The organism is Lentzea rhizosphaerae (assembly GCF_042649515.1).
Taxonomy (GTDB): Bacteria; Actinomycetota; Actinomycetes; order Mycobacteriales; family Pseudonocardiaceae; genus Lentzea; species Lentzea aerocolonigenes.
In genome coordinates this window covers 67,011-89,124 of the sequence record NZ_JBHRZI010000012.1, presented here as the reverse complement: position 1 = coordinate 89,124, position 22,114 = coordinate 67,011, and the positions used below count along the sequence as shown (strand labels likewise).

The 22,114-nt window shown below is 69.8% G+C and carries 19 protein-coding genes and 1 pseudogene; 16 read left to right on the top strand and 4 right to left on the bottom strand.

The genetic code is table 11. The features are described from left to right. Nucleotides 1–349: 349 nt before the first annotated feature. The 6 genes from ACFOWZ_RS15270 to ACFOWZ_RS15245 all read left to right on the top strand — a co-directional run bounded on the left by ACFOWZ_RS15270 (nt 350) and on the right by ACFOWZ_RS15245 (nt 8,384). Nucleotides 350–1,129, top strand: coding sequence for an AfsR/SARP family transcriptional regulator (locus tag ACFOWZ_RS15270; RefSeq protein ID WP_382372847.1), 780 nt, complete (start codon nt 350–352; stop codon nt 1,127–1,129). A 40-nt stretch (nt 1,130–1,169) separates the two neighbouring features. Beyond that, nucleotides 1,170–3,767, top strand: coding sequence for an ATP-binding protein (locus ACFOWZ_RS15265; RefSeq protein ID WP_382372845.1), 2,598 nt, complete (start codon nt 1,170–1,172; stop codon nt 3,765–3,767). 95 nt (nt 3,768–3,862) lie between these two features. Beyond that, nucleotides 3,863–3,982, top strand: coding sequence for a class III lanthipeptide (locus tag ACFOWZ_RS15260; RefSeq protein WP_382372843.1), 120 nt, complete (start codon nt 3,863–3,865; stop codon nt 3,980–3,982). A 34-nt stretch (nt 3,983–4,016) separates the two neighbouring features. After that, nucleotides 4,017–4,136, top strand: a complete 120-nt coding sequence (locus ACFOWZ_RS15255; RefSeq protein WP_201779964.1) for a class III lanthipeptide — start codon at nt 4,017–4,019, stop codon at nt 4,134–4,136. 64 nt (nt 4,137–4,200) lie between these two features. Beyond that, the gene (gene lanKC, locus ACFOWZ_RS15250; RefSeq protein WP_382372840.1) at nt 4,201–6,867 is read left to right on the top strand and encodes a class III lanthionine synthetase LanKC; all 2,667 of its coding nucleotides are present in this window, start codon (nt 4,201–4,203) and stop codon (nt 6,865–6,867) included. After that, nucleotides 6,864–8,384 (top strand): ATP-binding cassette domain-containing protein, encoded by a 1,521-nt coding sequence (locus ACFOWZ_RS15245; protein WP_382372838.1) that lies wholly within the window; start codon nt 6,864–6,866, stop codon nt 8,382–8,384. The genes lanKC and ACFOWZ_RS15245 overlap by 4 nt, the downstream gene beginning before the upstream one ends. Before the next feature lie 134 nt (nt 8,385–8,518). On the opposite strand, the pseudogene ACFOWZ_RS15240 reads toward ACFOWZ_RS15245, so the two are convergent. Continuing rightward, nucleotides 8,519–8,707 (bottom strand): annotated as a pseudogene (locus ACFOWZ_RS15240) (FCD domain-containing protein); the annotation flags it as partial. Nucleotides 8,708–8,992: 285 nt separating this feature from the next. Here ACFOWZ_RS15240 and ACFOWZ_RS15235 point away from each other — a divergent pair. Genes ACFOWZ_RS15235 through ACFOWZ_RS15220 form a run of 4 tightly spaced genes read left to right on the top strand, consistent with a single transcriptional unit; the run spans nt 8,993 to nt 12,055 of the window. After that, nucleotides 8,993–9,307 (top strand): MSMEG_0570 family nitrogen starvation response protein, encoded by a 315-nt coding sequence (locus tag ACFOWZ_RS15235; protein ID WP_382372836.1) that lies wholly within the window; start codon nt 8,993–8,995, stop codon nt 9,305–9,307. Further along, entirely contained in the window at nt 9,304–10,635 is a 1,332-nt protein-coding gene (locus tag ACFOWZ_RS15230; RefSeq protein WP_382372834.1) for an MSMEG_0569 family flavin-dependent oxidoreductase, read from the top strand. Before ACFOWZ_RS15235 ends, ACFOWZ_RS15230 begins: the two co-directional genes overlap by 4 nt. A gap of 25 nt (nt 10,636–10,660) precedes the next feature. Further along, nucleotides 10,661–11,488 carry an amidohydrolase family protein gene (locus ACFOWZ_RS15225; RefSeq protein ID WP_382372832.1) on the top strand — a complete coding sequence of 276 codons (828 nt, stop codon included), beginning with the start codon at nt 10,661–10,663 and terminating at the stop codon, nt 11,486–11,488. A gap of 54 nt (nt 11,489–11,542) precedes the next feature. Further along, nucleotides 11,543–12,055, top strand: a complete 513-nt coding sequence (locus ACFOWZ_RS15220) for an MSMEG_0572/Sll0783 family nitrogen starvation response protein (RefSeq protein ID WP_382372830.1) — start codon at nt 11,543–11,545, stop codon at nt 12,053–12,055. Between the two features lie 154 nt (nt 12,056–12,209). Here ACFOWZ_RS15220 and ACFOWZ_RS15215 read toward each other — a convergent pair whose 3' ends face one another. Continuing rightward, nucleotides 12,210–13,421, bottom strand: coding sequence for an RNA-guided endonuclease InsQ/TnpB family protein (locus ACFOWZ_RS15215; RefSeq protein ID WP_382372828.1), 1,212 nt, complete (start codon nt 13,419–13,421; stop codon nt 12,210–12,212). A 155-nt stretch (nt 13,422–13,576) separates the two neighbouring features. Here ACFOWZ_RS15215 and ACFOWZ_RS15210 point away from each other — a divergent pair, with 155 nt between their 5' ends. From ACFOWZ_RS15210 to ACFOWZ_RS15190, 5 genes are read left to right on the top strand one after another with little or no spacing between them, the layout of a single operon-like run. After that, the gene (locus ACFOWZ_RS15210; RefSeq protein WP_382372826.1) at nt 13,577–14,665 is read left to right on the top strand and encodes an MSMEG_0568 family radical SAM protein; all 1,089 of its coding nucleotides are present in this window, start codon (nt 13,577–13,579) and stop codon (nt 14,663–14,665) included. A 2-nt stretch (nt 14,666–14,667) separates the two neighbouring features. Further along, entirely contained in the window at nt 14,668–16,047 is a 1,380-nt protein-coding gene (locus ACFOWZ_RS15205) for an MSMEG_0567/sll0787 family protein (RefSeq protein WP_382372824.1), read from the top strand. Then, nucleotides 16,044–16,883 (top strand): carbon-nitrogen hydrolase family protein, encoded by an 840-nt coding sequence (locus ACFOWZ_RS15200; protein ID WP_382372822.1) that lies wholly within the window; start codon nt 16,044–16,046, stop codon nt 16,881–16,883. The genes ACFOWZ_RS15205 and ACFOWZ_RS15200 overlap by 4 nt, the downstream gene beginning before the upstream one ends. Nucleotides 16,884–16,887: 4 nt before the next feature. Continuing rightward, the gene (locus ACFOWZ_RS15195; protein WP_382372820.1) at nt 16,888–17,721 is read left to right on the top strand and encodes a carbon-nitrogen hydrolase family protein; all 834 of its coding nucleotides are present in this window, start codon (nt 16,888–16,890) and stop codon (nt 17,719–17,721) included. Then, nucleotides 17,718–18,833 carry an MSMEG_0565 family glycosyltransferase gene (locus ACFOWZ_RS15190; protein WP_382372818.1) on the top strand — a complete coding sequence of 372 codons (1,116 nt, stop codon included), beginning with the start codon at nt 17,718–17,720 and terminating at the stop codon, nt 18,831–18,833. The genes ACFOWZ_RS15195 and ACFOWZ_RS15190 overlap by 4 nt, the downstream gene beginning before the upstream one ends. Before the next feature lie 46 nt (nt 18,834–18,879). Here the strand turns inward: ACFOWZ_RS15190 and ACFOWZ_RS15185 are convergent, their stop codons facing one another. After that, nucleotides 18,880–19,479 carry a TetR/AcrR family transcriptional regulator gene (locus ACFOWZ_RS15185; protein WP_382372816.1) on the bottom strand — a complete coding sequence of 200 codons (600 nt, stop codon included), beginning with the start codon at nt 19,477–19,479 and terminating at the stop codon, nt 18,880–18,882. Nucleotides 19,480–19,585: 106 nt separating this feature from the next. Between ACFOWZ_RS15185 and ACFOWZ_RS15180 the strand changes: the two genes are divergently transcribed. Then, nucleotides 19,586–20,506: a nuclear transport factor 2 family protein gene (locus ACFOWZ_RS15180; protein WP_382372814.1), complete on the top strand. Its 921-nt coding sequence runs from the start codon at nt 19,586–19,588 to the stop codon at nt 20,504–20,506. Between the two features lie 129 nt (nt 20,507–20,635). Here the strand turns inward: ACFOWZ_RS15180 and ACFOWZ_RS15175 are convergent, their stop codons facing one another. Continuing rightward, nucleotides 20,636–22,012, bottom strand: coding sequence for a S1 family peptidase (locus ACFOWZ_RS15175; protein ID WP_382372812.1), 1,377 nt, complete (start codon nt 22,010–22,012; stop codon nt 20,636–20,638). Between the last annotated feature and the right edge of the window lie 102 nt (nt 22,013–22,114).

Genomic DNA, 22,114 nt, shown 5'->3' with positions numbered 1-22,114 from the left:
CACGAGATTCGAACAAGACCACCGCCAAGCCGAAGCCCTCGTCCGGCAGTAGAGATGAGCGAAAGTGCCGGTCCTGGATACGTCGTGGTGCGGGTGGGTGGTGCTCATGAGTGGCTTCTGACCGGAAGTCCCTGCTGTCACGGACAAATCGGCTGGTGGTCGGCAGGTCCCGTTCCAGCGCGCTTTCAGCACGGGATCAGGCGGTGCCGCCACCGTTGACGAGCCCTGGGGGAACGGGCCGCCGCAACCTGGGTAACCGAGGCGCCGATTTGGGTACGCGGCTGCCCGCATCGCGGCGCCGTCAACGGATACACCTTCTGGAGCAGGGGCAACGGGGGAGGAAAGTCAGGTGGATGACGGCGCGCTGTCAGGTGGGCTGACCGTGTTCGTGTTGGGCGAACTGGAGGTGCATCAGGCGGACCGGGTGCTCAAGAACGCCGCCGTGGGGAGCAGGAAGGCGCGCCTCGTGCTGGCGATGCTCGCGGTGCACAAGGGGTACTTGCCGGTTGATCGCATCGCGTTCGAAGTGTGGGGTGGCCGGGCACCGCGCGACTCCGGTGCCAACGTGGCCACGCTGGTGAGCAGGCTGCGTTCCGTGCTCGGACCGCGCACGATCACCGGTGGCCGCGGTGGTGGCTACCGGTTGGCGGAAGCGGTGCGCGTCGACCTCACCACGGCCGCGGACCTGGTGGGCGAGGCGGAGTCGCACCACAGCCAAGAGCGGCCGGCGACCGCGCTGGCGGCGGCTCGCCGAGCGATGACGCTGCTGGACGCCGGTGCCGTGCTCGCCGGGGAGCCGGAGGCAGGCTGGCTGGAACCGGCTCGCGCCTGGCACGCACGGCTGCTGCGCCGGGTGCGGCAGGTGAGCGTCGACGCCGCCCTGGGGACCGGGGACGTCCGTGCGGCGGTGCACGCGGCCGAGGAGGCGGTGGCAGCCGATTCGTTCGACGAGGCGGCTTGTCGGCTGTTGATGCGTTCCTACCGCGCTGCGGGCGAGCCGGTGCGCGCGCTGCTCGCCGCGGACCGGCTGCGCGGCATCCTCGCCGCCGAGCTCGGGGTCGATCCGGCACCGGCGACCCAGCAGCTGTACCTCGCGATATTGCGTGACACCGCAAGAGCCGCCGGTTAGCCGATATCTGGGCGCCCGTCGACGCCCACCTTTGGTTGTGATGCTGGAGCGAGAGCACGAGATCGCCGAGCTGGCCTCCGCCGCCACCGCGGCCGCCGGCGGCTCCGGATCGGTGGTGCTGCTGTCCGGAGAGGCGGGCATCGGCAAGTCCAGGCTGGTAGCGGCCGTGCGCGGCGTGCTCCCGCCACGTGGCCGGCTGCTCGTCGGCTACTGCGACGACCTGGCCACGGCGCGGACACTCGGCCCGTTCCGGGACCTGGCGGACGATGTCGGCCCCGAACTGGCCGGCGTCCTGCGTGACGGCGGTGACCGGGACGAGCTGCTCGACGCGCTGCGCAGGGAGCTGACCCGGCCGCGGCGGCCTACGGTGCTCGCCGTCGAGGATCTGCACTGGGCCGACGACGCGACTGTGGACGTGCTGTCCTACCTCGTGCGGCGGGTGGCGGAGCTGCCGGCCGTGTTGCTGCTGACCTACCGCGACGGCGAGTCGACCGCTGGTCATCCGCTCGAGCGGTTGCTCGGTCAGGCGGCCAGGGCACCTCGGCTGCGGCGGCTCGAGCTGGCGCCGCTGTCCGAGACGGCGGTGCGGCGACTGGCAACGCCCAGCCACCTCGACCCGGACGAGGTGTACGCGGTGACCCGCGGAAACCCGTTCTTCGTCACGGAGGTCCTCGCGGCAGCGGACGTCGATGCGGTCCCGCCGACGGTCGTCGACGCCGTGCTGGCCACGGTCAGCCGGCTGGACCCGCAGACCCAGGAGGTGCTGGCCCAGCTCGCGGTCGTGCCGTCTGCTGTGCACTCACACCTGCTGGACAGGTTGTTGCCGCAGGGAATCGCCGCGGTCGCGATCGCGGAGCGGCATCGGCTGCTCGACGTGTCGCCGGACCGGGTCGTGTTCCGGCACGAGCTGATCCGCCGCGCGATCGCCGACGCGTTGCCAGTGGCGCGAAGGGTCTTGCTGCACCGCCGGGTGCTGGCCGCGCTGGCCGCACAGGAGGGATCCGACCCGTCGGCGATCATGCACCACGCCGTGCAGGCGGGCGAGGTCGCCGCGATCGTGAGGTTCGGCCCACGTGCCGCTCGTGACGCGGCCGAGGCCGGCGCCCACCGCGAGGCCGCGAGCCACCTGCGTCAGGTACTGGAGCACCGGGACTGGTTCGAAGCCGGCGAGCTGGCCGATCTGCTCGGCCGGTACGCGGTCGAGTGCACCACGATCGGTGAGATCTCCGCGGCGCTGACCGCCCAGCGCGACGTGGTGGAGGTGTGCAGAGCCCTCGGCGACGCGCGGGAGCTCGGTGCCGCGTTGCGGTGGCTGTCCCGGATCTGCTGGATGGCGGGGGAGCACGAGCTCATGGAACGCACCGCGGACGAGGCGGTCACCGTGCTGGAGAAGGCGGGCGACGACAAGCTGCTGGCCCAGGCGCTGAGCAACAGGAGCTGGCAGCACCTGCTGGCCGGCCGGTGCGCCGACAGCGTCCGCACCGGCATGCCCGCGATCGAGCTCGCCGCCGAAGATCCGGTGACCCTCTCGCACGTGTTGAGCACCGTGGGCACGGCCCAAAGTCAGCTGGGACTGCCGGGCGGCAGGCGGCTGCTGGAGCACAGCCTGCGGGTGGCGTTGTCGGCAGGGTCGGCCGACGCGGCCTGTCGTGCCTACAGCAACACCGTCTGGCTGGACATGCAGGAGCTGCGCTTCGCGCGGGCCGGGGCCGTGCTCACCGATGCGATCAAGCTCGCGGAGGGCACCGAGCACCTGACGTTCCTGCACCACTTCTTCACGTTGCGGGCAGAGGTCGCCCTGGCCACCGGCGCGTGGAACCAGGCAGTGGCGGATGCGGAGCTGGTCATCACCGTGCACCCGCACGTCCAGCCGCTGATCAGGTGCCCGGCGCTCACGGTGCTCGGCCTGGCCGTGATCCGCCGCGGCCGGCCGGGAGGCGACGCGTTGCTGACGGAGGCCTGGGAACTGGCGCAGCGGATGGCCGAGCCGCAGCACACCGTGCCCGTCGCCGCCGCCCGAGCCGAAGCGGCCTGGTTGCACGGCGACGTCGTCGAGGCGGTCGAATGGCTGGCGCCCGCCTACGCAGAGGCCTGTCGGCCGGGACACCCGGCGTTTCGTGCCGAACTGTCCTACTGGCTCGGGAAAGCCGGGGATCCTGTGCCGCCGGACGACTCGGACCACCCGTACGCGCTGCAGGCCGCCGGTCGGTGGCGGGACGCGGCCGCAGCCTGGCAGCGCGCGGGCTGCCCCTACCACCACGCCGCGGCCCTGGCCGAGAGCACCGAACCCGACGACCTGCTGGCCGCACTGTCCATTTTGGATGACCTGGACGCCCGGCCGTTGGCTCGGCGGGTCCGCCACCGGCTGCGAGAGCTCGGTGTGCCGCGCATCCCACGTGGTCCTGCCACCGCCAGCCGGACCAACCCGGCGGGACTGACCGGTCGGCAGCTGGAGATCGTGCACCTGCTCGCCGCCGGCCTCACCAACGCCGAGATCGCCGACCAGCTCGTGCTTTCCGTGCGCACCGTCGACAACCACGTCGCGACCGTCCTCGGCAAACTCGGTGTCAGCACACGACGTCAGATTGCCGCCCGTGCCGAGGCGCTGGGAATCTCGTTGCAGACCAACGCGTGTTGACCGCTCCCGCTGCAACGGCACTGCAACGGCACTGCAATCCGGCTCGCCATCCTTGAACACGTCACGAACACGACGTCGTCGAGGAGGTGAATCGCATGAGCGTGCTCAAGCTCCAGACCATGACCGCACAGGTGAAGTCGGGCCCGGTGGCCACCAGCTGCACCAGCAGCGGTGGCAACTGCTGCAACGGCAAGCCCACCGCCGCCGGCCGCTGACCGTTCCGCCAGTTCTGACAGCGAGGGGGATCGGATGAGTGTGCTCAAGCTCCAGCGCATGACGCCTCAGGTCAGGTCGGGCGCCGCGGTCGCCACCATCGGCAGCAGCCACATGAACTGCTGCAACGAGCTGACCAGAGCTGTTCGGTTCTGAGGACGACCCGTGCGGGGGCGAGGCCCGCCCCCGCACGGCTTCCAACGCCAGGAGGAAGAAAGACATGCGTGACGAGAGATGGGTGGACCGGTTCTTCTTCGCCTGGCGGGACACGCTGTTCTTCGATCCGCTGGAGGTCTACTACGTGCCGAGGGAGGACCACTTCCTCGCTTCGCTCGACGAGCGGGCACGCGAGCGGTTCGTCCGCCACGGCATCTGGTGGATGCACCGGCACAACGAGCACCTGCCCGTCCAGGGCTGGAAGATCCACGTGTCGGCGAGCGGGCGCAACGTGTACGACGTCGCCGCCACCGCGATCGGGTACCTGACCGCCCACGAGATCGACTTCAAGATCGCGCTCGACCGCAACATCTTCGAGATGCTCAACACCAAGACGATGTCCCGCGGCAGCAGCGGGAAACTGGTGACCATCTACCCGCGCGACGACGACGAGTTCCGGTCGTGCCTCGCCGATCTCGCCGAGCTCCTGGCCGGTGAGGAAGGCGCGTACGTGCTCTCCGATCGGCGTTATCGGGACTGCAGGTCGCTTTACTTCCGGTACGGCCAGTTCCTCGACAACCACACCGTCGACGCGCTCGGCAGGCAGGTGCAGCACATCACCGGGCCGGACGGGCTGATCGACGACGACCGGCGCCCCGAGTTCGTCCAGCCGTGGTGGCTGCCGTGGCCGTTCACCGACTGGAAGCCCGACGACGAGGACGAGGACGAGCTGCTCGGCGGCCGCTTCCGGGTGACCGAGGCCATCCAGTTCTCCAACAGCGGCGGTGTGTACAAGGCGGAGGACACCGCCGACGGCGATCGGACCGTGGTGATCAAGGAGGCACGCCCGCACTCGAACATCAATCCGCGCGCGGGCTACGACGCCGTGGACGTCCTCGCTCGCGAGTGGACGTTCCTCAACCGGCTGGCCGACGTCGGCGCGTTCCCCGCGCCCGTTGCCGAGTTCCGCCATTGGGAACACCACTTCATCGCCGAGGAGTTCGTCGACCGGCAGGACATCCGTTCGGTGCTGCTCGAACGCAACCCGCTCGCCCGGCCGGGGTTCGACATCGAGCGGTCGCGGGAGTTCCTGCGGCTCTTCCTCGCGATCTTCCGCGGGCTGGCGCGCGCCGTGCGGGCCGTCCACGAGCGCGGCGTGATCCTCGGTGATCTGAGCGCGCCGAACGTGCTGATCGACCCGGAGACCTTCGAGGTCACCATCGTCGACCTGGAGGCGTGCCGGCTGGACAGGGCCGACGACACCGAGGCGCACCTGGAGAGCGCGATCGAACTGTTCACGCCGGGATTCAGCCACTCACGGCGCGAGTTCGTCGCGCAGGGCACCGCGGACGACGTCTTCGGCCTGGCGAACATCATGGCGTACTTCATCTTCCCGATCGCTGCGATGTCGTACCTGCGCGAGGACGTGCTCGACCTCTACCGGATCTTCGTCGACGCCCTCGGCTGGCCCGCCGGGGTCCACGACCTGATCAAGGACCTCGCTCAGGGGCGGATCACGCTCACGGACGTCCTGGCAGCGCTGGAAGACGAGGCGGATCTCGTTGGCCAGGTCGAGGCGCCACCACCGCGACCTGCCGACGAGGAACGGCTCAGGTCGGCGGAAGCGGGCGTGGCCGCCTTCGTCGAGGCAGCCGCCGATCCGGACCGGAGCACGCTGTTCCCCACGGATCCGTTCGCGCACCTCACCAATCCGCTGAGCCTGGGCTTCGGGGCGAGTGGCGTGCTGTGGGCACTCCGAGCGTCCGGTGTGTCCTGCCGGCCGGAGTGGATCGCGTGGCTGCGCGAGCAGCTGCACGGCATGGACGTGGGGGAGTACCCGGACGGTCTGATGAACGGCCTCGCCGGCATCGCGTGGGCGGCGGACTCGCTCGGACTCGTGGCACCGGCCAGGCGGCTCCTGCGGCAGGCCAACGAGCGGGCGGCGGAGGCCGGCGACTACACGTTCTACTACGGCCTCGCCGGTCTGGGGATGACGAACCTGCACTTCTACCTCCGCGACCGCGCCGAATGCGACCTGGCCGCGGCCAGGGAGTGCGCGGAAGCGTTGCGCGCCAACGCACACCACGACGGTGACCACACCTACTGGATGAACGAGTTCGCCCAGGACGGGCCGCTGACCGGCCTCGGTTTCGGTCAGGCCGGCGCCGCGATGTTCCTGTTGCGGATGTACCAGGTCACCGGTGACGAGGACTACCTGCGGCTCGGGCGAGGTGCGTTGTCTTGGGAGATGGCGAATGTCGAGCCGTTCGACGACATCGTCATGTTCAAGCACCAGGGCACTTTCGAACCGTATGTCGAGGTGGGGAACGCGGGTGTCGTGCAGGTGCTGCTGCGCTACGGCGACCTGGAATCCGCCCGAAACCTCCTGCCCGCGCTGGACATCGGTTGTTCGGTGATGCCGGGATACGCGTTCGGCATCACCGGGGTCGCCGACGCGCTGCTCGACGCGGCCGCGTTCACCGGCGACGCCTCCTACCGGCGCACCGCGCTGCGGCAGCTCGACTTCGTCAGGAACGTGTTCCTGTTCGAGCCCGCCGAGCGGTTCGAGGTGCCCCGTCGGGACGGGACGGTGCCGCTCGGTCTGCCGGGTGAAGGTCTGTTGCGCTGCGCCTGCGACTACCTCACGGGCTCGGCCGGGGTGCTGCGGGTGCTGCACCGCCTGAACCACGGTGGTACGGCCGACTTCCTGCTCGACGAGGTGTCGCGATGACCGAGCTGTGGCACGCCCTGAGGGGACACCGGACCCCGTTCGTGCTGATCGCCGCGAGCGTCGCGATCATCGGCGGGGTCGAGGCCGTGGTGCACCCGTTGCTGATCCAGGCGTTGTTCGACCGGGCGATCATCGCGGGCGACTACGGCACTTTCCTGGCACTCGGTGTCTTCTACCTGCTGCTCGGTTTCACCGTCAACATCGCGAGCTACTGGATCCTCCGCTGGCGCAAGCGGTTCGAGAACTCGTTCACGTTGTCGGTGGAGATGGAACTGCTGGACCGCACACTCGCCCTCGACCTGCGACCGGTGTCGGCCGCGGGCAACGCCTCCTACGTGAGCCGGATCCACAACGACGTCCACGAGGGTGTCCTGCCGGCCATCGACGTCTGGATCCGCATCGCGAGGACGACGGTCGCGTCCACGGCGTTCGTCGGAGTGCTGCTGTACCTGTCCTGGCAGGCCAGCCTCGTCCTGCTGGTGATCGTGCCGCCGCTGGTGTTCGTCAGCAACCGCCTGGCCAGGCGGATAGCGGAGAACACCGAACCCGAACGCGAGGCGGAGGCCAGGTACGTCAACGTGCTGGCCAGGACGCTCGAAGCGTTCCGGGCACTGCGTGGTCTCCGGTTGCTGCTGCCCGGCACCCGTGAGGCGAACAGCAAGGCACTGAGCGGTTTTCTCGACATCACGTTCGTCAACTACCGGCTCGCCCTGAAGCAGAGCACGCTGAGCGACCTGGTGATGAACCTGTCGGACACGGCCTCCATGATCGTCGGCGCGTACTTCGTGTTCGTCGGCAGGATGACCTTCGGCAGCTTCCTCGCGTTCGTGAACTCGCTGTGGCGAGCCGTGACCGGAATCTTCGACCTCATCAACATGATCCCGGAGACGCGCCGCAACACCGCGGTGCTCAAACGCATCGACGGCCTGCGCGGCTCGCAGCCTGCGCGATACCACGACGAAGGACCCGTGGTGCTGGTCGACGGTGCCAAAGTCACCTACGACGACGGCTCGACGGTCTGGCTCGACGACTTCGAACTGCGCGCGGGTGAGCGCGTCCTGCTCCGAGGCCCGAACGGTTGCGGGAAAACAACATTGCTGCACGTCATCTCCGGCACGCTCGCCCCCGAGACCGGCTTGGTGGCCACGCCCGCGCGGGTGGCGAGCCTGACCGCACCGGTGAACCTGCCGCCCTTGCCGGTCCGCTCACTGGTCCCCGACGCCGACCTTCGCGCGTCGCTGGACCTGGACGGCCTTGCCGACCAACTGCCGACGGACCTGTCGTCCGGCCAGCGGCAACGGGTCGGGATCGCCGCGCTCGTCGGTGAGGACGCGGACGTGTACCTCGTCGACGAACCGTTCGCGAACCTCGACGAAGACGCGAGGCAACTCGTTCTCCTCGAGCTGATGCGGCGGACCAGCGGTCGCGGCCTGCTCGTCGTCCACCACGGCGACGAGAACCTCGACTGCCACTTCGACCGCGTGGTGACTTGGTCGGGCGCGTTCACCTCCGGGTGATGAACCGTGGGCCTCGCCGAGGATGAGCCGGATCCACTGGCCTGTGGCTGCCGTTCGCGGATGGAGGCCGCGTGCCGGACGTGGTCGGCGGTGAGCCTGCCCGCGGTCTCGGCGTCACCGTCCCGCAGTGCCTGGAGGATCTCGTCGTGGTCGCGCTGCAACGCGTCCGCATGCTCGGTGGGCCAGATCGTCGCGGGCGGTGTGAAGCGCACCCACAGCGCCTCGACGTACTGCAGCACCAGCGGTGACGACATCTCGTAGATCGCGAAGTGGAACCGCTTGTTGAGCCGGGAGAGCTCGGCGGGTGCGGTGCCGTCGCGCATGCCACGTTCGTGCGGCGGGTGATCGGCCGTGCGTGAGGTCGTTTTCGAAAGGCTCTGACCATCGGGGAAAAGATTTTCGGTTAACCATCTTCTGTGTCGTCGCTGTCATGTTCCTGTATCGGTTGTGTCAACGACCGGAATCTTTGTTGAGTCGAGGCAAAATCGCGGAGCCTCGGATCGAGCCGCGCCCAACGCACGGGGACATCCGTAACAAAGCCCAGGACGCGTAACCCGCTGGTGTTCCGGATGAAACGGAACGGAAATGGTTGACGGTTGAACTTGTCCGTGTCATCAACGGACTGCGGGGAGGCAACCGTGCCTGAAGTTTTGTTCCGCGTGCGCTGGCCGGACGACTCGGTTAACAGATGCTATTCGCCTTCGACCGTTGTTGAGGAGTACTTCCGTGCGGGTGGCTCCTATCCTTTGACGGAATTCGTCGCGTTGAGCAGGAAGGCGCTGACGGAGGCATCGGAACGGGTGCGCGAGATCTACGGGTTCGGGTGTGCTCAGGCGGAGGCGCAGCTCACCGACATCGAGCTGAAGGCGGCGGAGTTCGCCGACCAGCAGGCGAAGGTCGTGGTCGAGGGGTTCGAGCGATGAGCACCGACCTGGACGGGGTTCATCGCACGGTGGTCGTCGTCGGCGGAGGGCAGGCCGGGCTGTCCACCAGCTACTGCCTCAACCTCGCGGGCATCGACCACGTCGTGCTGGAGCGCGATCGTCCCGGTGGCGAGTGGCGGAACCGGCGGTGGGACTCCTTCTGCCTGGTGACCCCGAACTGGCAGTGCCAGTTGCCCGGTTTTCCCTACCGGGGAAGCGATCCCGACGGGTTCATGGTCCGCGACGAGATCGTGCGCTACCTCGAGGACTACGTGAAGTCCTTCGACTGCCCGCTCGTCGAAGGCGTGACGGCGGTCCGGTTGCGGCGCCGTGAAGGTGGCGGTTTCCGGGTGTCCACGACGCACGGCGAGCTCACCGCTGATCACGTCGTGCTGGCCACCGGGCCCTACCAGGTGCCGCTCAAGCCGAGGATCGCCGAGCGCGTGCCCGCGGACGTGGTGCAGCTGCATTCCTCCGAGTACCGCAACCCCGACGCGCTGCCGCCGGGTGAGGTGCTCGTCGTCGGTACGGGACAGTCCGGCTGCCAGATCGCCGAGGACCTGCACCTGGCCGGCCGGCAGGTGCATCTGGCGGTGGGCAGCGCACCGCGGGTCGCCCGGTCCTACCGGGGGCGCGACGTGGTGGCCTGGCTGGAGGACATGGGGTACTACCGGCGTGGCATCGACGAGTTCGAGGACGCCGACGCGGTGCGGTTGCGGGCGAACCACTACGTCACCGGTCGCGAGGGTGGCCGTGACATCGATCTGCGGGCGTTCGCCCGTGACGGGATGCGGCTCTACGGCAGGCTCACCGACATTCGTGACGGTCTGGCGCGGTTCGCGCCGGACCTGACCAAGAACCTCGACCACGCCGATGCGGTGTCCGAGGGGATCAAGGACTCGATCGACGCTCACATCCTCGCCCGCGGTGTCGACGCGCCCGCCGAGGCCAGGTACGTGCCGGTGTGGACGCCGGGCACCGAACCGTCCGAAGTGGACCTGTCCGGAATCACCTCGGTGGTGTGGAGCACGGGTTTCGGCCGCGACCACCGCTGGATCGACGTCCCCGTCTTCGACGGGCGCGGGTATCCCACGCACGAGCGCGGTGTCACCAGCTGCCCCGGGCTCTACTTCATCGGACTGCCCTGGCAGCACACCTGGGGCTCCGGCCGGTTCTGCGGCGTGGCGGACGACGCCCGGCACCTGGTGTCCCACATCGCGTCGGAGCGCCGCAGCGGGATCGCGAACGGGGTGCCGTGGATCGCGGGGACACCCGAGGACACCTTCCCCAGCGACGAGTACTGGACGGCCACCCGCACCGTGGCCTAGGCCCGCAACCGACGAAGTGGGTGCCATGCCTGACCGAACTGTCCACGACGCGCACCGGCACATCGGTGTGATGCCCGCCTTTCCCTTCTACGGCGGCCCGGCGGTGCGACCCGACGTCACCGCCAGGGCCACGATCGACGAGCTGATCTCCGACCTCGACGCCGAAGGCACCGAACGAGCGCTCGTGCTGCCCAACTACGGCGTGCCCGACCCGGACATCGCCTTCTCCTTCAACGAGTTGTGCGTCGAGGCGGCGAACCGCGACGACCGGATCCGGGCCTGTCTGTGGGTGTCCCCGCTGGAACGCGACGCACAGCGGACCGAGGCCGCGCTGGCGCTGGCAGGAGAACGCGGTGTGCGGGCGCTGAAACTCAGCTTCCTGCTCGGCGGCAGGCCGGACGACCCGGCGTGCCGCCCCGGTCTCGACCGGATCTTCGCGGTCGCCCGTGAGCACGGGCTCGTCGTCCACGTGCACACCTCGCCCGGCGCGGCGTCGGACATCGACCAGGTCGGGAACCTCGTCGACTGGTACGGCGACGACGTGGCCGTGCACCTCGTGCACTTCGGCGGTGGCATGAGCGGCCACATCAAGCTGGTCTCGCACCGGTTCTTCGACTGGATCGAGGTGGGCAAACAGGTCTACACCGACCTGTCGTGGGCGATCGGCTTCGCGCCGCGCTGGCTCGCCCACGAGATCGACCGGCGCGGGATCGGGCACGACCGGATCCTCTTCGCCAGCGACCAGCCCTGGGGAGACCACGAGGGCGAGTACGCCCGCCTGCGCGCCGCCACGGGCGACGGCGAGCTCGCCGGCCTGGTCTTCCGCGGCACCTTCGAAAAGCTCTACGGGTAGCTCCCGTGGTGAACGTCCCACCGAACAACCCCAGAGAACAACCGAGGAGAACGCGTGTCCGAGCTGACCGAGACCGAGAAGCAGAGCCTCGAGGAGATCCCGCACCCGTCGCTGCCGGAGGGCTCCAGCCTCTACGGCGGCACGAAGGTCTTCCCCGACTACCAGGCCGAGCCCGGTCAGTCCTACTTCACCCTGATCCACGGCATCGCGCACGAGTCGTCGGTGAGCTTCGTGGCGATCCTGCAGGCGACCCGCGCCCTGCGGAAGGGCTTCGAGTCCGCGATCTACTTCTACGGACCGGGCTCGATGAACTGCATGGCCACCCGCGGGTTCCCGACCACCGGCAACTCCGCGTTCCCCGGTGAGCACAACATCAACGACCAGCTGAAGACCTTCATCAAGGAGGGCGGCAAGGTCTACTGCTGCCGCTTCGGCCTGTCGCTGCACGGCCTGCGCGAGGAGGACCTGATCGAGGGCGTCATCCCGACGCACCCGCTCGACGTGCAGGACGCGCTGATCCACTACGCCCGCAAGGGCGCGATCATCAACTCCACGTACATGTGGTAGCTGCGCCGGCCGATTCGCGTTCCTCCCGAACGGTGGCTGCCGGCCGGGAGGTCCGGCCGGCAGCCCGACGTCCGATGTCCTTGCAGAGTCAGGGGTTTGACTTCTCCTTGCCCTGCAGGACAGGGATTCCCACCCGCCGTGTGGCGGGTAGCGCTTACGCGCTGTGCCTCGCGGCGCGGGTTTCCTGTTTCATCGCCGATCGCGGAAGAGAGGGCCCTTGCCGTCTGACATCAGCTCCGCAGGCATCACCCGAGACTGTGCTTCGGGCTACGGCTCGACCAGCCGCAAGGATGTTCTTCGCCGCGTTGAGATCCCGGTCGTGCCGGGTGCGGCAGCCCGGACACGTCCAGTGCCGGGCGGACAAAGCAAGCTCGGCGAGCACGTGCCCGCAGGCCGAACACGTCTTGCTGGACGGGAACCAGCGGTCGATCACGACCAGTGTGCGACCGGCCCGGTCGCACTTGTACTCCAGCTGCCGCCGGAACTCTCCCCAGCCCGCGTCGGAGATGGCGCGGGCGAGGTGCCGGTTGCGCACCATGTTCGTGACCGACAGGTCCTCGATCACGATCACGTCGGCCGAGCGCACCAGAGCAGTCGTTGTGCGGTGCAGGAAGTCCTGCCGGGCGTTGCGGACCTTGCGATGCGCGCGGGCGACCTTGGCCTTGGCTTTGCGGCGGTTGCCGCTGCCGCGCCGGCAGCGGGCCATCCGGCGCTGGTAGCGGGCCAGGTTCCGGGACTTGCCGGCCAGGTGCCGCGGGTTGGCGATCCGCTCACCGTCACTGGTCACCAGCAAGTCGGTCAAGCCGAGGTCGACTCCGACAGCGTGCCCGGCGGGCTCGGTCGGGGCGGGCTCGGTGATGTCCACGGCGAACGTGACGTACCAGCGGTTGTCCGGCTGACGGGACACCACCACCATCGTCGGGTCCAGTGCGGCCGGGTCCACGTCGTCGAAGGACCAGACGAATCGCAGCGGTGTGCTGGTCTTGGCCAGCGTCAGCACACCCTCGCGCATCCGGAACGCCGAGCGGGTGTAGTGCGCGCTCTGCCGCCCGGTACGGGACCTGAACCTCGGCGCGCGGGCACGCCCGGCGAAGAAGTTGCCGAACGCGGTGTGCTGGTGGCGCAGCGTCTGCTGCAACGGCACCGACGACACCTCCGACAGAAACGCGAGCTCCGTGGTGCGTTTCCACTCGGTCAGCGCGGCATCGGTCTCGCGGTACGAGGTACGCGCACCCTCGGCGCGGTAGCGGCGGTTCCGCTCGGCGAGGGTCTTGTTCCACACCAGACGCACACACCCGAACGTGCGGTTCAGTACCGCAGCCTGCTCGGAGGTCGGGTAAGCCCGGCACCTGTACGCCGTCCGCACGACACACAACCTACCGGGAGCACCATGACGACCACGACGCCGACCCGCCGACCCGCGCACCATGTGCTCGGACCACCCCGGCTCCGCCGAGACGCTCCTGGCAGAGTCCGGATTCCTCTCCGGCCTGAAGGCCAGGGCTTCCACCGGAGGCCCTGGTGACCGTGCGCGTTGACACAGATGAGCAGGCGGCGCAGAAGCTCGCCACGAGGATCGACCTGGCCGTGCGGGGCGTGCGGGTGGACGCGCCGGTGCGGCGCAGCAAGGGTGCGGGCCCGAGCGACGACGGCCACCTGGTCGTCGACGGCGCCAACGCGGCACTGCCGCTGAACCCCGAAAGTCCTTACACCGTCCGGGACGGGCGGGTGTTCGAGGGGACGATCGACCTCGGCCTGTCCGTGGAACCGGTGGCACGGCCCGAGTTCTACGACCTCACCACGGCGGACGGTGTGCCGTACCGCAAGATCGCGCTGTTGCACGGACGCGACGTGCTCGCCACGACCGTGGTGCAGACCTGCATCCGTTACGCCGAGGAACAACGCTGCCGGTTCTGCGCCATCGAGGAGTCACTGCGTTCCGGCGCGACGGTCGCGGCGAAGACACCGGCGCAGCTGGCCGAGGTGGCCGAGGCCGCGGTCCGGCTGGACGGCGTGCGGCAGATGGTGATGACCACCGGCACCACGGCCGGGCCCGACCGCGGCGCCCGGCACCTCGCACGATGCGTGCGCGAGGTGCTCGAGGCGGTGCCCGGCCTGCCGATCCAGGTGCAGATCGAGCCGCCCGCCGACCTCGCCGTGCTGACCGAGCTGCGCGAGGCGGGTGCGACCTCGATCGGCATCCACGTCGAGTCGCTCGACGACGACGTGCGGCGGCGGTGGATGCCGGGCAAGGCGACCGTGCCGCTCGCCGAGTACGAAGCCGCGTGGGACGAGGCGGTCCGGGTGTTCGGCCGCAACCGCGTCTCGACCTATCTGCTCATCGGTCTCGGTGAGGATCCGGACGACCTGGTGGCGGGCGCGGCGCGGCTGATCGAGCGCGGTGTGTACCCGTTCGTGGTGCCGATGCGGCCGATGCTGGGCACGCTCGCCCGCCGTGACGGCGCCGAGCCACCCGCGCCCGCCGTGGTCCGCGACGTCACCGAGCGGGTGGCCGCGTTGCTGCGCGCCGCGGGGATGAAGGGCGCCGACCAGGGCGCCGGATGCGCGGCCTGCGGGGCGTGCGGTGCACTGAGCGCGGCGGGAGGCTGACGGTGATCGACGTCCTCGCGGTCCTGGGAGACCGTGCCACCATCGCGCGTCAACCCGCGTTCCGCATCGAGCAGACCGACGACGCGGTGACCACAGCGGCCTACCACGCGTTGCGGACCGAGGTGTTCGTGCGAGAGCAAGGCCTGTTCACCGGACACGACCGCGACGATCGTGACGACGACCCGCGGACCGTCGTGCTGGTCGCCCGTGACGGTGCGGGAGAGGTCCTGGGCGGGGTGCGGCTCGGCCCGGCGACCGAGGGACCCGACCTCGGCTGGTGGCTCGGCGGAAGACTCGTGGTCGCTCCGGCGAGCCGCGGGATGATCGGAGCGGCGCTGATCAGGGCGGCGTGCGCGTACGCCGAGAACGCCGGGGTGCTCCGCTTCGAGGCCACCGTCCAGACCCGCAACGAGCCCCTGTTCACCCGCCTGGGCTGGACGACGGTGCGGCCCGTGTCCGTGGCCGACACCCCGCACGTGCTGATGCGGTGGCCGATCGGCCGGATCGCCGCACTGGCCCAGGCCACCAAGAGCGATCTCGGGCCGCTGCTCGCCGGACTCACCGGCGTGCCCGGCTTCGTCGGCGACGACGGCGTGCCGGTACCGGGCAGCGACCTGGTCGCGGCGTGCGACGCGATCCTGCCGTCGATGGTCGAACGCGACCCGGACTGGGCGGGCTGGTGCTCGGTGCTGGTCAACGTCAACGACCTCGCAGCAATGGGCGCCGAACCGGTCGGCTTGCTGGACGCGCTCGGCGCGCGCGACCGCTCCTTCGCGGCACGTGTGCTGGCCGGGTTGCGGCGGGCGAGCCAGGCCTACGACGTGCCGGTGCTCGGCGGGCACACCCAGCTCGGCGTGCCCGCCGCGCTGTCGGTGACGGCGCTGGGCCGCACGGCGCGGCCGGTGCCCGGTGGTGGCGGGCGGCCGGGGCACCGGGTGCGGCTCACGGCGGACCTCGCCGGGAGCTGGCGGCCGGGATATGCGGGCAGGCAATGGGATTCCACGACCTCGCGGCGCACGCCGGAGCTGCGGGCGATGCTGGGAGCGGTCGCGACGGCCCGCCCCGCGGCCGCCAAGGACGTGTCCATGGCGGGAGTAGTGGGGACGCTCGGCATGCTCGCCGAGTCCAGCGGGTGCGGGGCGGTGCTCACCGTCGCCGACGTACCCCGGCCGTCCGCTGCGACGGTGGGGGACTGGCTCACCTGCTTCCCGGGCTTCGCGATGCTCACGGCGGACGAACCCGGTGCCGCCCCGCTCGTGAGCCCCGCGGTGAGTGCCGAATGCGGGGAGCTGGTGGCGGGCAGCGGCGTGACGCTGCGCTGGCCGGACGGCGAGGAGACCGCGGCCATCGAGGCTGGGGTCACGGGATTGGGGACTTCATGAGCAAGCTGCGCATGGCCGCGGTGGCCGCGCCGTTCGACCGCGACCTGGAGGCCGCCTTCGCGCGGATCTCGCGGCTGATCGACCGGGCACGTGCCGACGGGGTCGGGCTGCTCGCGCTGCCCGAGGCGTGTCTCGGCGGCTACCTGGCCAACCTCGACGGAGACGCGGACGGGCCACCGGCGCTCGCGCTCGACGGGCCCGAGATCCGCAGGCTCGCCGCGCTCGCCGGCGACATGGTGGTCACCGCCGGGTACTGCGAGGAAGCGGACGGGTTCCGTTACAACAGTGCGGTGTGCGTCCACGGTGACGGCGTGCTCGGCAACCACCGCAAGGTGCACCAGCCGTTGTCCGAGGACGCCACCTACCGGGCGGGCGACGCCTTCGCCGCGTTCGACACGCCGGCCGGCCGGCTGGGCATGCTGATCTGCTACGACAAGGCCTTCCCCGAGTCGGCGCGGTCGCTCGCGCTGGACGGCGCCGAGATCGTGGTGTGCATGTCGGCCTGGCCCGGCAGCCGGACGAGCCCCGCCGCGGATCTCGCGCAGGACCGGTGGAAACGACGGTTCGACCTGTTCGACCGCGCGCGGGCGCTGGAGAACCAGATCGTGTGGCTGTCGGCCAACCAGTCCGGCACGTTCGGCGACCTGCGGTTCGTGGCCAGCGCCAAGGTCGTCGACCCCGGTGGCGAGATCGTGGCCGACACCGGCGTGGCCGAGGGCGTCGCGGTCGCCGAGCTCGACGTGCGGCAGGCCCTGGACACTGCCCGGCGGTCCATGGGACACCTGAGAGACCGGCGACCCGAGGCGTACGAGGATCTCGTGGCAGCGAGATACTGACCCGATGGGAGCGATCCGCATCGGTGCCGTTGCCGCGCATTTCGGGCGGGACCTCGACTTCGCCCTGCAGCGCATCACCACACTCATCGACCACGCGCGCGCTTCGGGAGTCTCCCTGCTGGTGCTGCCGGACGCGGCGCTCGGCGGCTATCTCGCGGACCTGCGCCACCCGGACCCGCACGCGCTGCCACCCGCTCTCGAACGCGACAGCCCGCTGGTGAAGCAGATCGCGACGCTGGCCGCCGAGATGGTCGTCTGCGTCGGCTACTGCGAGGCGGCCGACGGCGACAGGTACAACGCCGCGGTGTGCGTGACCGGGGACGGGATGCTCGGGCACCACCGCAAGGTGCACCAGCCGCCGGGGGAGACCATCGCCTACTCTCCGGGCGACACGTTCGCCGCGTTCGACACGCCAGTCGGCCGGCTCGGCATGTTGATCGACTACGACAAGACGTTCCCCGAGTCGGCGCGGTCGCTGGCGCTGGACGGTGCCGAGATCGTGGCGTGCCTGTCCGCGTGGCCGACGAGCATCACCAACCGCGCGCCGCGCATGACCCAGGACCGCCAGTCCCGCCTGTTCGATCTCTACGACCAGGCACGTGCCGCCGAGAACCAGGTCGTGCTCGTCTCGTCGAACCAGACCGGTGCCATGGGCGGGATGCGCTTCCTGGGGCAGGCCAAGGTCGTCGGACCAGGCGGGGACATCCTCGCCCGCACCTGGAGCAAAGCCGGCATCGCCGTCGCGGAGCTCGACGTCGTCGCGGAGATCGCCAACGCCCGCCGGGTGCTGCACCACCTCGGCGAGCTCAACCCGGCCGCCTACCGGAGAACCCCGTGAAGATCGCGCTGCTGAGCTACTCGACCAAACCACGCGGCGGCGTCGTGCACACCCTCGCACTCGCCGAAGCGCTGGCGGCGGCAGGCGAGGACGTGACGGTGTGGACGCTCGGCCGCGGTGGCGACAGCGGTTTCTTCCGTCCCGTCGACCCCGCGGTCCGGCAGGAGATCGTGCCGTTCCCGGACCGCGACGGAGAAGACGTCGGCGCCCGCATCCTCCGTTCCATCGAGACCCTGCGCGCCGCCTTCGACCCCGTCGGCTACGACATCGTCCACGCCCAGGACTGCATCAGCGCCAACGCCGTGTCGCGGTGCGTCCGCACGGTCCACCACATCGACCACTTCACCACTCCCGAGCTCATCGCCTGCCACGAACGCGCGATCAGGGAGCCGTTCGCCCACCTCTGCGTCTCCGCGGCGGTGGCGGAGGAACTCAGACAGGGCTGGGGAATCCAGGCCGACGTCATCCCGAACGGTGTGGACTCGCGACGGTTCGAGCTCGCGGCCGAAGACGTCCTCGGGCTGCGCCGATGGCGCTCGCGGCTGGGCCGCTACGTGCTGGCCGTCGGCGGCATCGAGCCGCGCAAGGGCACGCTGGACCTCCTGGAGGCGTACGCGCTCCTGCGGGAGTCCGACCCGGACCTCGAGCTCGTGCTGGCAGGCGGCGAGACCCTGTTCGACTACCGCGACTACCGGGCCCGCTTCGACGCACGCGCCGCCGAACTCGGGGTCGAACCCGTGGTGCTCGGCCCGATCCAGCACGACGAACTGCCGTCACTCGTCGCCGCCGCGAGCGCGTTCGCCTTCCCGTCCACCAAGGAGGGCTTCGGCCTGGCCGCGATGGAAGCCCTCGCCGCCGGGGTGCCCGTGGTCACCCGGGACCTGCCCGTGCTGCGCGAGGTCTTCGGCACGGCCGCCCGGTTCGCCGCGGACCCCGCCGGGTTCGCCGCCCAGCTGCGCGCCGCACTCGCCGAACCCGGCTCCTTCCAGGCGGCAGGACAGGCCCTCGCCGCGGGCTACAGCTGGGAGAAGGCAGCGGCCAGCCATGTGCTCCTCTACCGGCGCCTGCTCGAGCAGAGCCGTCAGCTGGTGGCTCCTCGACCCGGTGGTTGATCTCGCCGCCAGCAGACGAGGCGTGGTGTGCGGATCTGGTCCGTGGTCAGAACGAGCCGGGCCTCACCGCGTGCATCGCGTCGTCCACGAGCCGGCGCAGGGATTCTGTTCCGTCGCTCTGCAGCCAGACGCCGTTGGCGACGCTGAAGCACGCGAGCGCGGCGGCGGTGAGTGCGGTCGCGCGCGGGTCGTGATCCGCGGCGGGCAGGGCCAGGCGTTGGGCGACGAGCGGGCTCAGCAGGTCCTGCCACTGCTTCTGCTGCTCCACGCGTCCGGCTCGCAGCGCCGGTGACTGGTCGGTGATCCGCAGCAGCGCGAGACCGTAGCGAGGATCGTGTTCGGTGGCGTTCACGATCACGTCGAACGAGCGGCGCAGCGCCGTCCAGGCGTCCTCCTCTGCGGGCCGACCGGCGAGCTCGTCCGCCAGGAGCGCGCCGACCTTCTCGAACTTCACCAGGACGACGTCCTCTTTGGACGCGAAGTAGCGGAAGAAGCTGCGCTGTGACATCCCGACCGCGGCGGCGATCTCGTCCACCGTCGTGGTGTCGTACCCCTGCCGGACGAACAGGTCCCACGCGACGTCCATCAACTGGGCGCGCACCGCCTGCCGGGTCCTCTCCCGCAGGCCCTGCTGCTTCGCACTCACGCGACCACTGTAGCTTCCGCCAAAGTTGACGCCTACCGTCTCATTTGTCAGCGGCTGACAAGTTTGACGTATGCTGTCGGCACGTACAGAGCACCAGAGGAGACCGATGCGCCCCACCACCGCCCTGCCCAGGAAAGTGGCCGCCACCGTGCTGGCCGTGACCCTCGGCGCCATGACCGGATTCGCACCAGCGGCCGTCGCGTCGAGTCCGGCACACTCCTGGCAACCGAGCGCGCTCGACAAGCACAAGGCCATCACCGTGCAGGTGCTCAAGCGCCTCTTCGAGGACGGCGACACCGCGGTCGTGGACCGCTACATCCGTCCCGACTACATCCAGCACAACCCGTTGGCACCCAACGGCACGGAGGCGCTCAAGGCCCTCGCCGGCCCGTTGACGGCGCAGTTCCCCCACCTCAAGTACGACATCAAGCGGATGATCGCCGACGGCGACCTGGTTCTGGTGCACTCCAACGTGGTTCTCACGCCCGGCACGCGCGGCTCGGCCGTGGTGGACATCTTCCGCTTCGACCGCAACCACATGATCGCCGAGCACTGGGACACCGTTCAGGACGTGCCGGCCACGTCCGTCAGCGGCAACGACATGTTCTCCACGGTCAGCTCACCGCGGACGAACCAGCCCGGCCCGCGCTGGCTGACGCAGCGCACCAGGTCGGCCGCCACCGCCTACTTCGACCAGCTCCTCGTCGACAAGGACGTCGACGCGGTCAAGCGCCTGGCGCCCGAGTACCACCAGCACAACCCCGCCATTCCCAGCGGCACGGCCGGTCTCCGGGAGACGTTCACCGCGTTCTTCCAGCAGTTCCCGCAGCTGACCGCGGACCGCAAGCGCGTCATCGCTGAAGGGGATCTCGTCGCGATCCACGCCCACTACCGGACCAGCCCCGAGGATCGCGGACAGTCCGTTGTGGACATCTTCCGCGTGCGCCCGGACGGCAAGATCGTCGAGCACTGGGACGTGGTGCAGGACGTGCCTGCAACGTCCGCCAACGACAACACGATGTTCTGACCCTGCGGCGGACGTTCGCTTCCCGGTAGGGCGACGATCAAGAACATCTGGAATGCCGCAGCCCGCACGCCTGGTTGCCGGCGGGTGGCCGGGCACGCAGTGCGCCCGGCCACCTGAGAACACGACTCGTCAGCCCTTCTTCACGATGCCCGGCATCGCCTTCTCGGCCAACCGGATGTCGGTGAACACGTCCATGCAGTCACCGTCGTTGAAGTTGCCGCCAGCGCTGAGGATGCCCTTCGCGACGATCTTCCCGCCGCTGACCGTGTAGGTCGGGCCGCCGGAGTCGCCACGCGCGGTGCAGGTGCCGCCCTTCTTGCCCAGGGTCACGTTGCGCGCCATCTCGCCGTCGAGGTACCGGATGTTGGTCTTGGCGTCCCAGACCTTCCAGCCGCACAGCTCGCCCTTGGTGGTGCCGCCCGTGCAGTACTTGTCGCCCTTCTTCGGCGCCCTGCTGGCGACTCCCTTGACCTTCCGGTAGGAGCTCGAGTTCGGCCCGCCGACGTACATCTTGCCCGCGGTCTTCCAGCTGCCGTTCATCTTCACCAGCGCGAGGTCACCGCTGTAGTACGACACACCGCTCATCTTGGTCGAGCCGGTGGTGTTGTTCCAGTTGTCCTTGACGACCTTGCCGACCTTCTGCGTGCCGTAGCGCGGCATCCGCACGTCGCTGTTGGCACTCGTGCAGTGCCCGGCGGTGAGGAAGTAGCTCTCGCCCTCGTGCGTCCAGGAGAACCCGACCGTGCAGGTGCCTGCGTTGGTGTTGGTGGTGGAACCGCCGAAGAACGGGTTGGCGTCGTCGTCCCGGCTGACCTGCTTCTGCGCGAAGGTGTTCGGAGCGAGGTGCACCGCGACCTTGTCGGCGCCGTACTTGCTCGCCAGCGCCGTGCGGGTCTCCTCGGTGAGCGCCGAGGCACGCACCACCACGCGGTTGCGCTCGGCCTCCACGGACGCGGCGTACAGGTTCTGCACACCGGGCACGTCGGACTCCAGCACCGCGTCCTTCACGGCGTCGAGCTCGGCCAGGCTGTACTTGGCGTTCGGCGTGCTCGGGTAGAAGATCTTCGGGATCACGACAGCCTGCGCGGCCTCCGGCTCAGCGGCCGCGGTCTCGGACGCCGGTTCCTCGGTCTTGCCGGTCTCGAGGCCGTCCTGGTTCGCGTCGTCGTTCCCGTTGTCCGCAGTGGACGGATCGACGCCGATGCTGCCTGCCGCGTAGGCGGTCTTCGTCGAGTCGGCGCCGGTGCGCACGCCCGCGACGATCCGGCCGGTGGTCCGGTCGACGTAAGGAGGCGCGAGGTCCGCCGGGTCCGCCTCGGCACGCGCCTCCGCCGCCTCCAGGGCCTGCGCCACGTCGTCGGCGAGTTGGTCCGGTATCGCGGGCGCCGCGGTGAACACCTCGACCGCCGTGGCGGTGGCCGGCCGGTCACCGGTCACGTCGGTGCTCGCCACAGCCGACTGCCCGGCAGTGAGCACCGTCGCCGCCAGGGAACCGACGGCGATCACGCGGGTCAGGATTCGACGCTTGTGTCTGTTCAAAGAAACCCCCATGCAACGAACGGCCACGGCGGACCGCCGTGGCCTACAGGGGAGGAAACGCGGACGAGG

What these genes read in the sequence shown, in the direction of transcription:
- ACFOWZ_RS15265 (WP_382372845.1), top strand. Translation starts at nt 1,170, where the DNA reads ATGCTGGAGCGAGAGCACGAGATCGCCGAGCTGGCCTCCGCCGCCACC.
- ACFOWZ_RS15260 (WP_382372843.1), top strand. Translation starts at nt 3,863, where the DNA reads ATGAGCGTGCTCAAGCTCCAGACCATGACCGCACAGGTGAAGTCGGGC.
- ACFOWZ_RS15255 (WP_201779964.1), top strand. Translation starts at nt 4,017, where the DNA reads ATGAGTGTGCTCAAGCTCCAGCGCATGACGCCTCAGGTCAGGTCGGGC.
- lanKC (WP_382372840.1), top strand. Translation starts at nt 4,201, where the DNA reads ATGCGTGACGAGAGATGGGTGGACCGGTTCTTCTTCGCCTGGCGGGAC.
- ACFOWZ_RS15245 (WP_382372838.1), top strand. Translation starts at nt 6,864, where the DNA reads ATGACCGAGCTGTGGCACGCCCTGAGGGGACACCGGACCCCGTTCGTG.
- ACFOWZ_RS15230 (WP_382372834.1), top strand. Translation starts at nt 9,304, where the DNA reads ATGAGCACCGACCTGGACGGGGTTCATCGCACGGTGGTCGTCGTCGGC.
- ACFOWZ_RS15225 (WP_382372832.1), top strand. Translation starts at nt 10,661, where the DNA reads ATGCCTGACCGAACTGTCCACGACGCGCACCGGCACATCGGTGTGATG.
- ACFOWZ_RS15200 (WP_382372822.1), top strand. Translation starts at nt 16,044, where the DNA reads ATGAGCAAGCTGCGCATGGCCGCGGTGGCCGCGCCGTTCGACCGCGAC.
- ACFOWZ_RS15195 (WP_382372820.1), top strand. Translation starts at nt 16,888, where the DNA reads ATGGGAGCGATCCGCATCGGTGCCGTTGCCGCGCATTTCGGGCGGGAC.
- ACFOWZ_RS15180 (WP_382372814.1), top strand. Translation starts at nt 19,586, where the DNA reads ATGCGCCCCACCACCGCCCTGCCCAGGAAAGTGGCCGCCACCGTGCTG.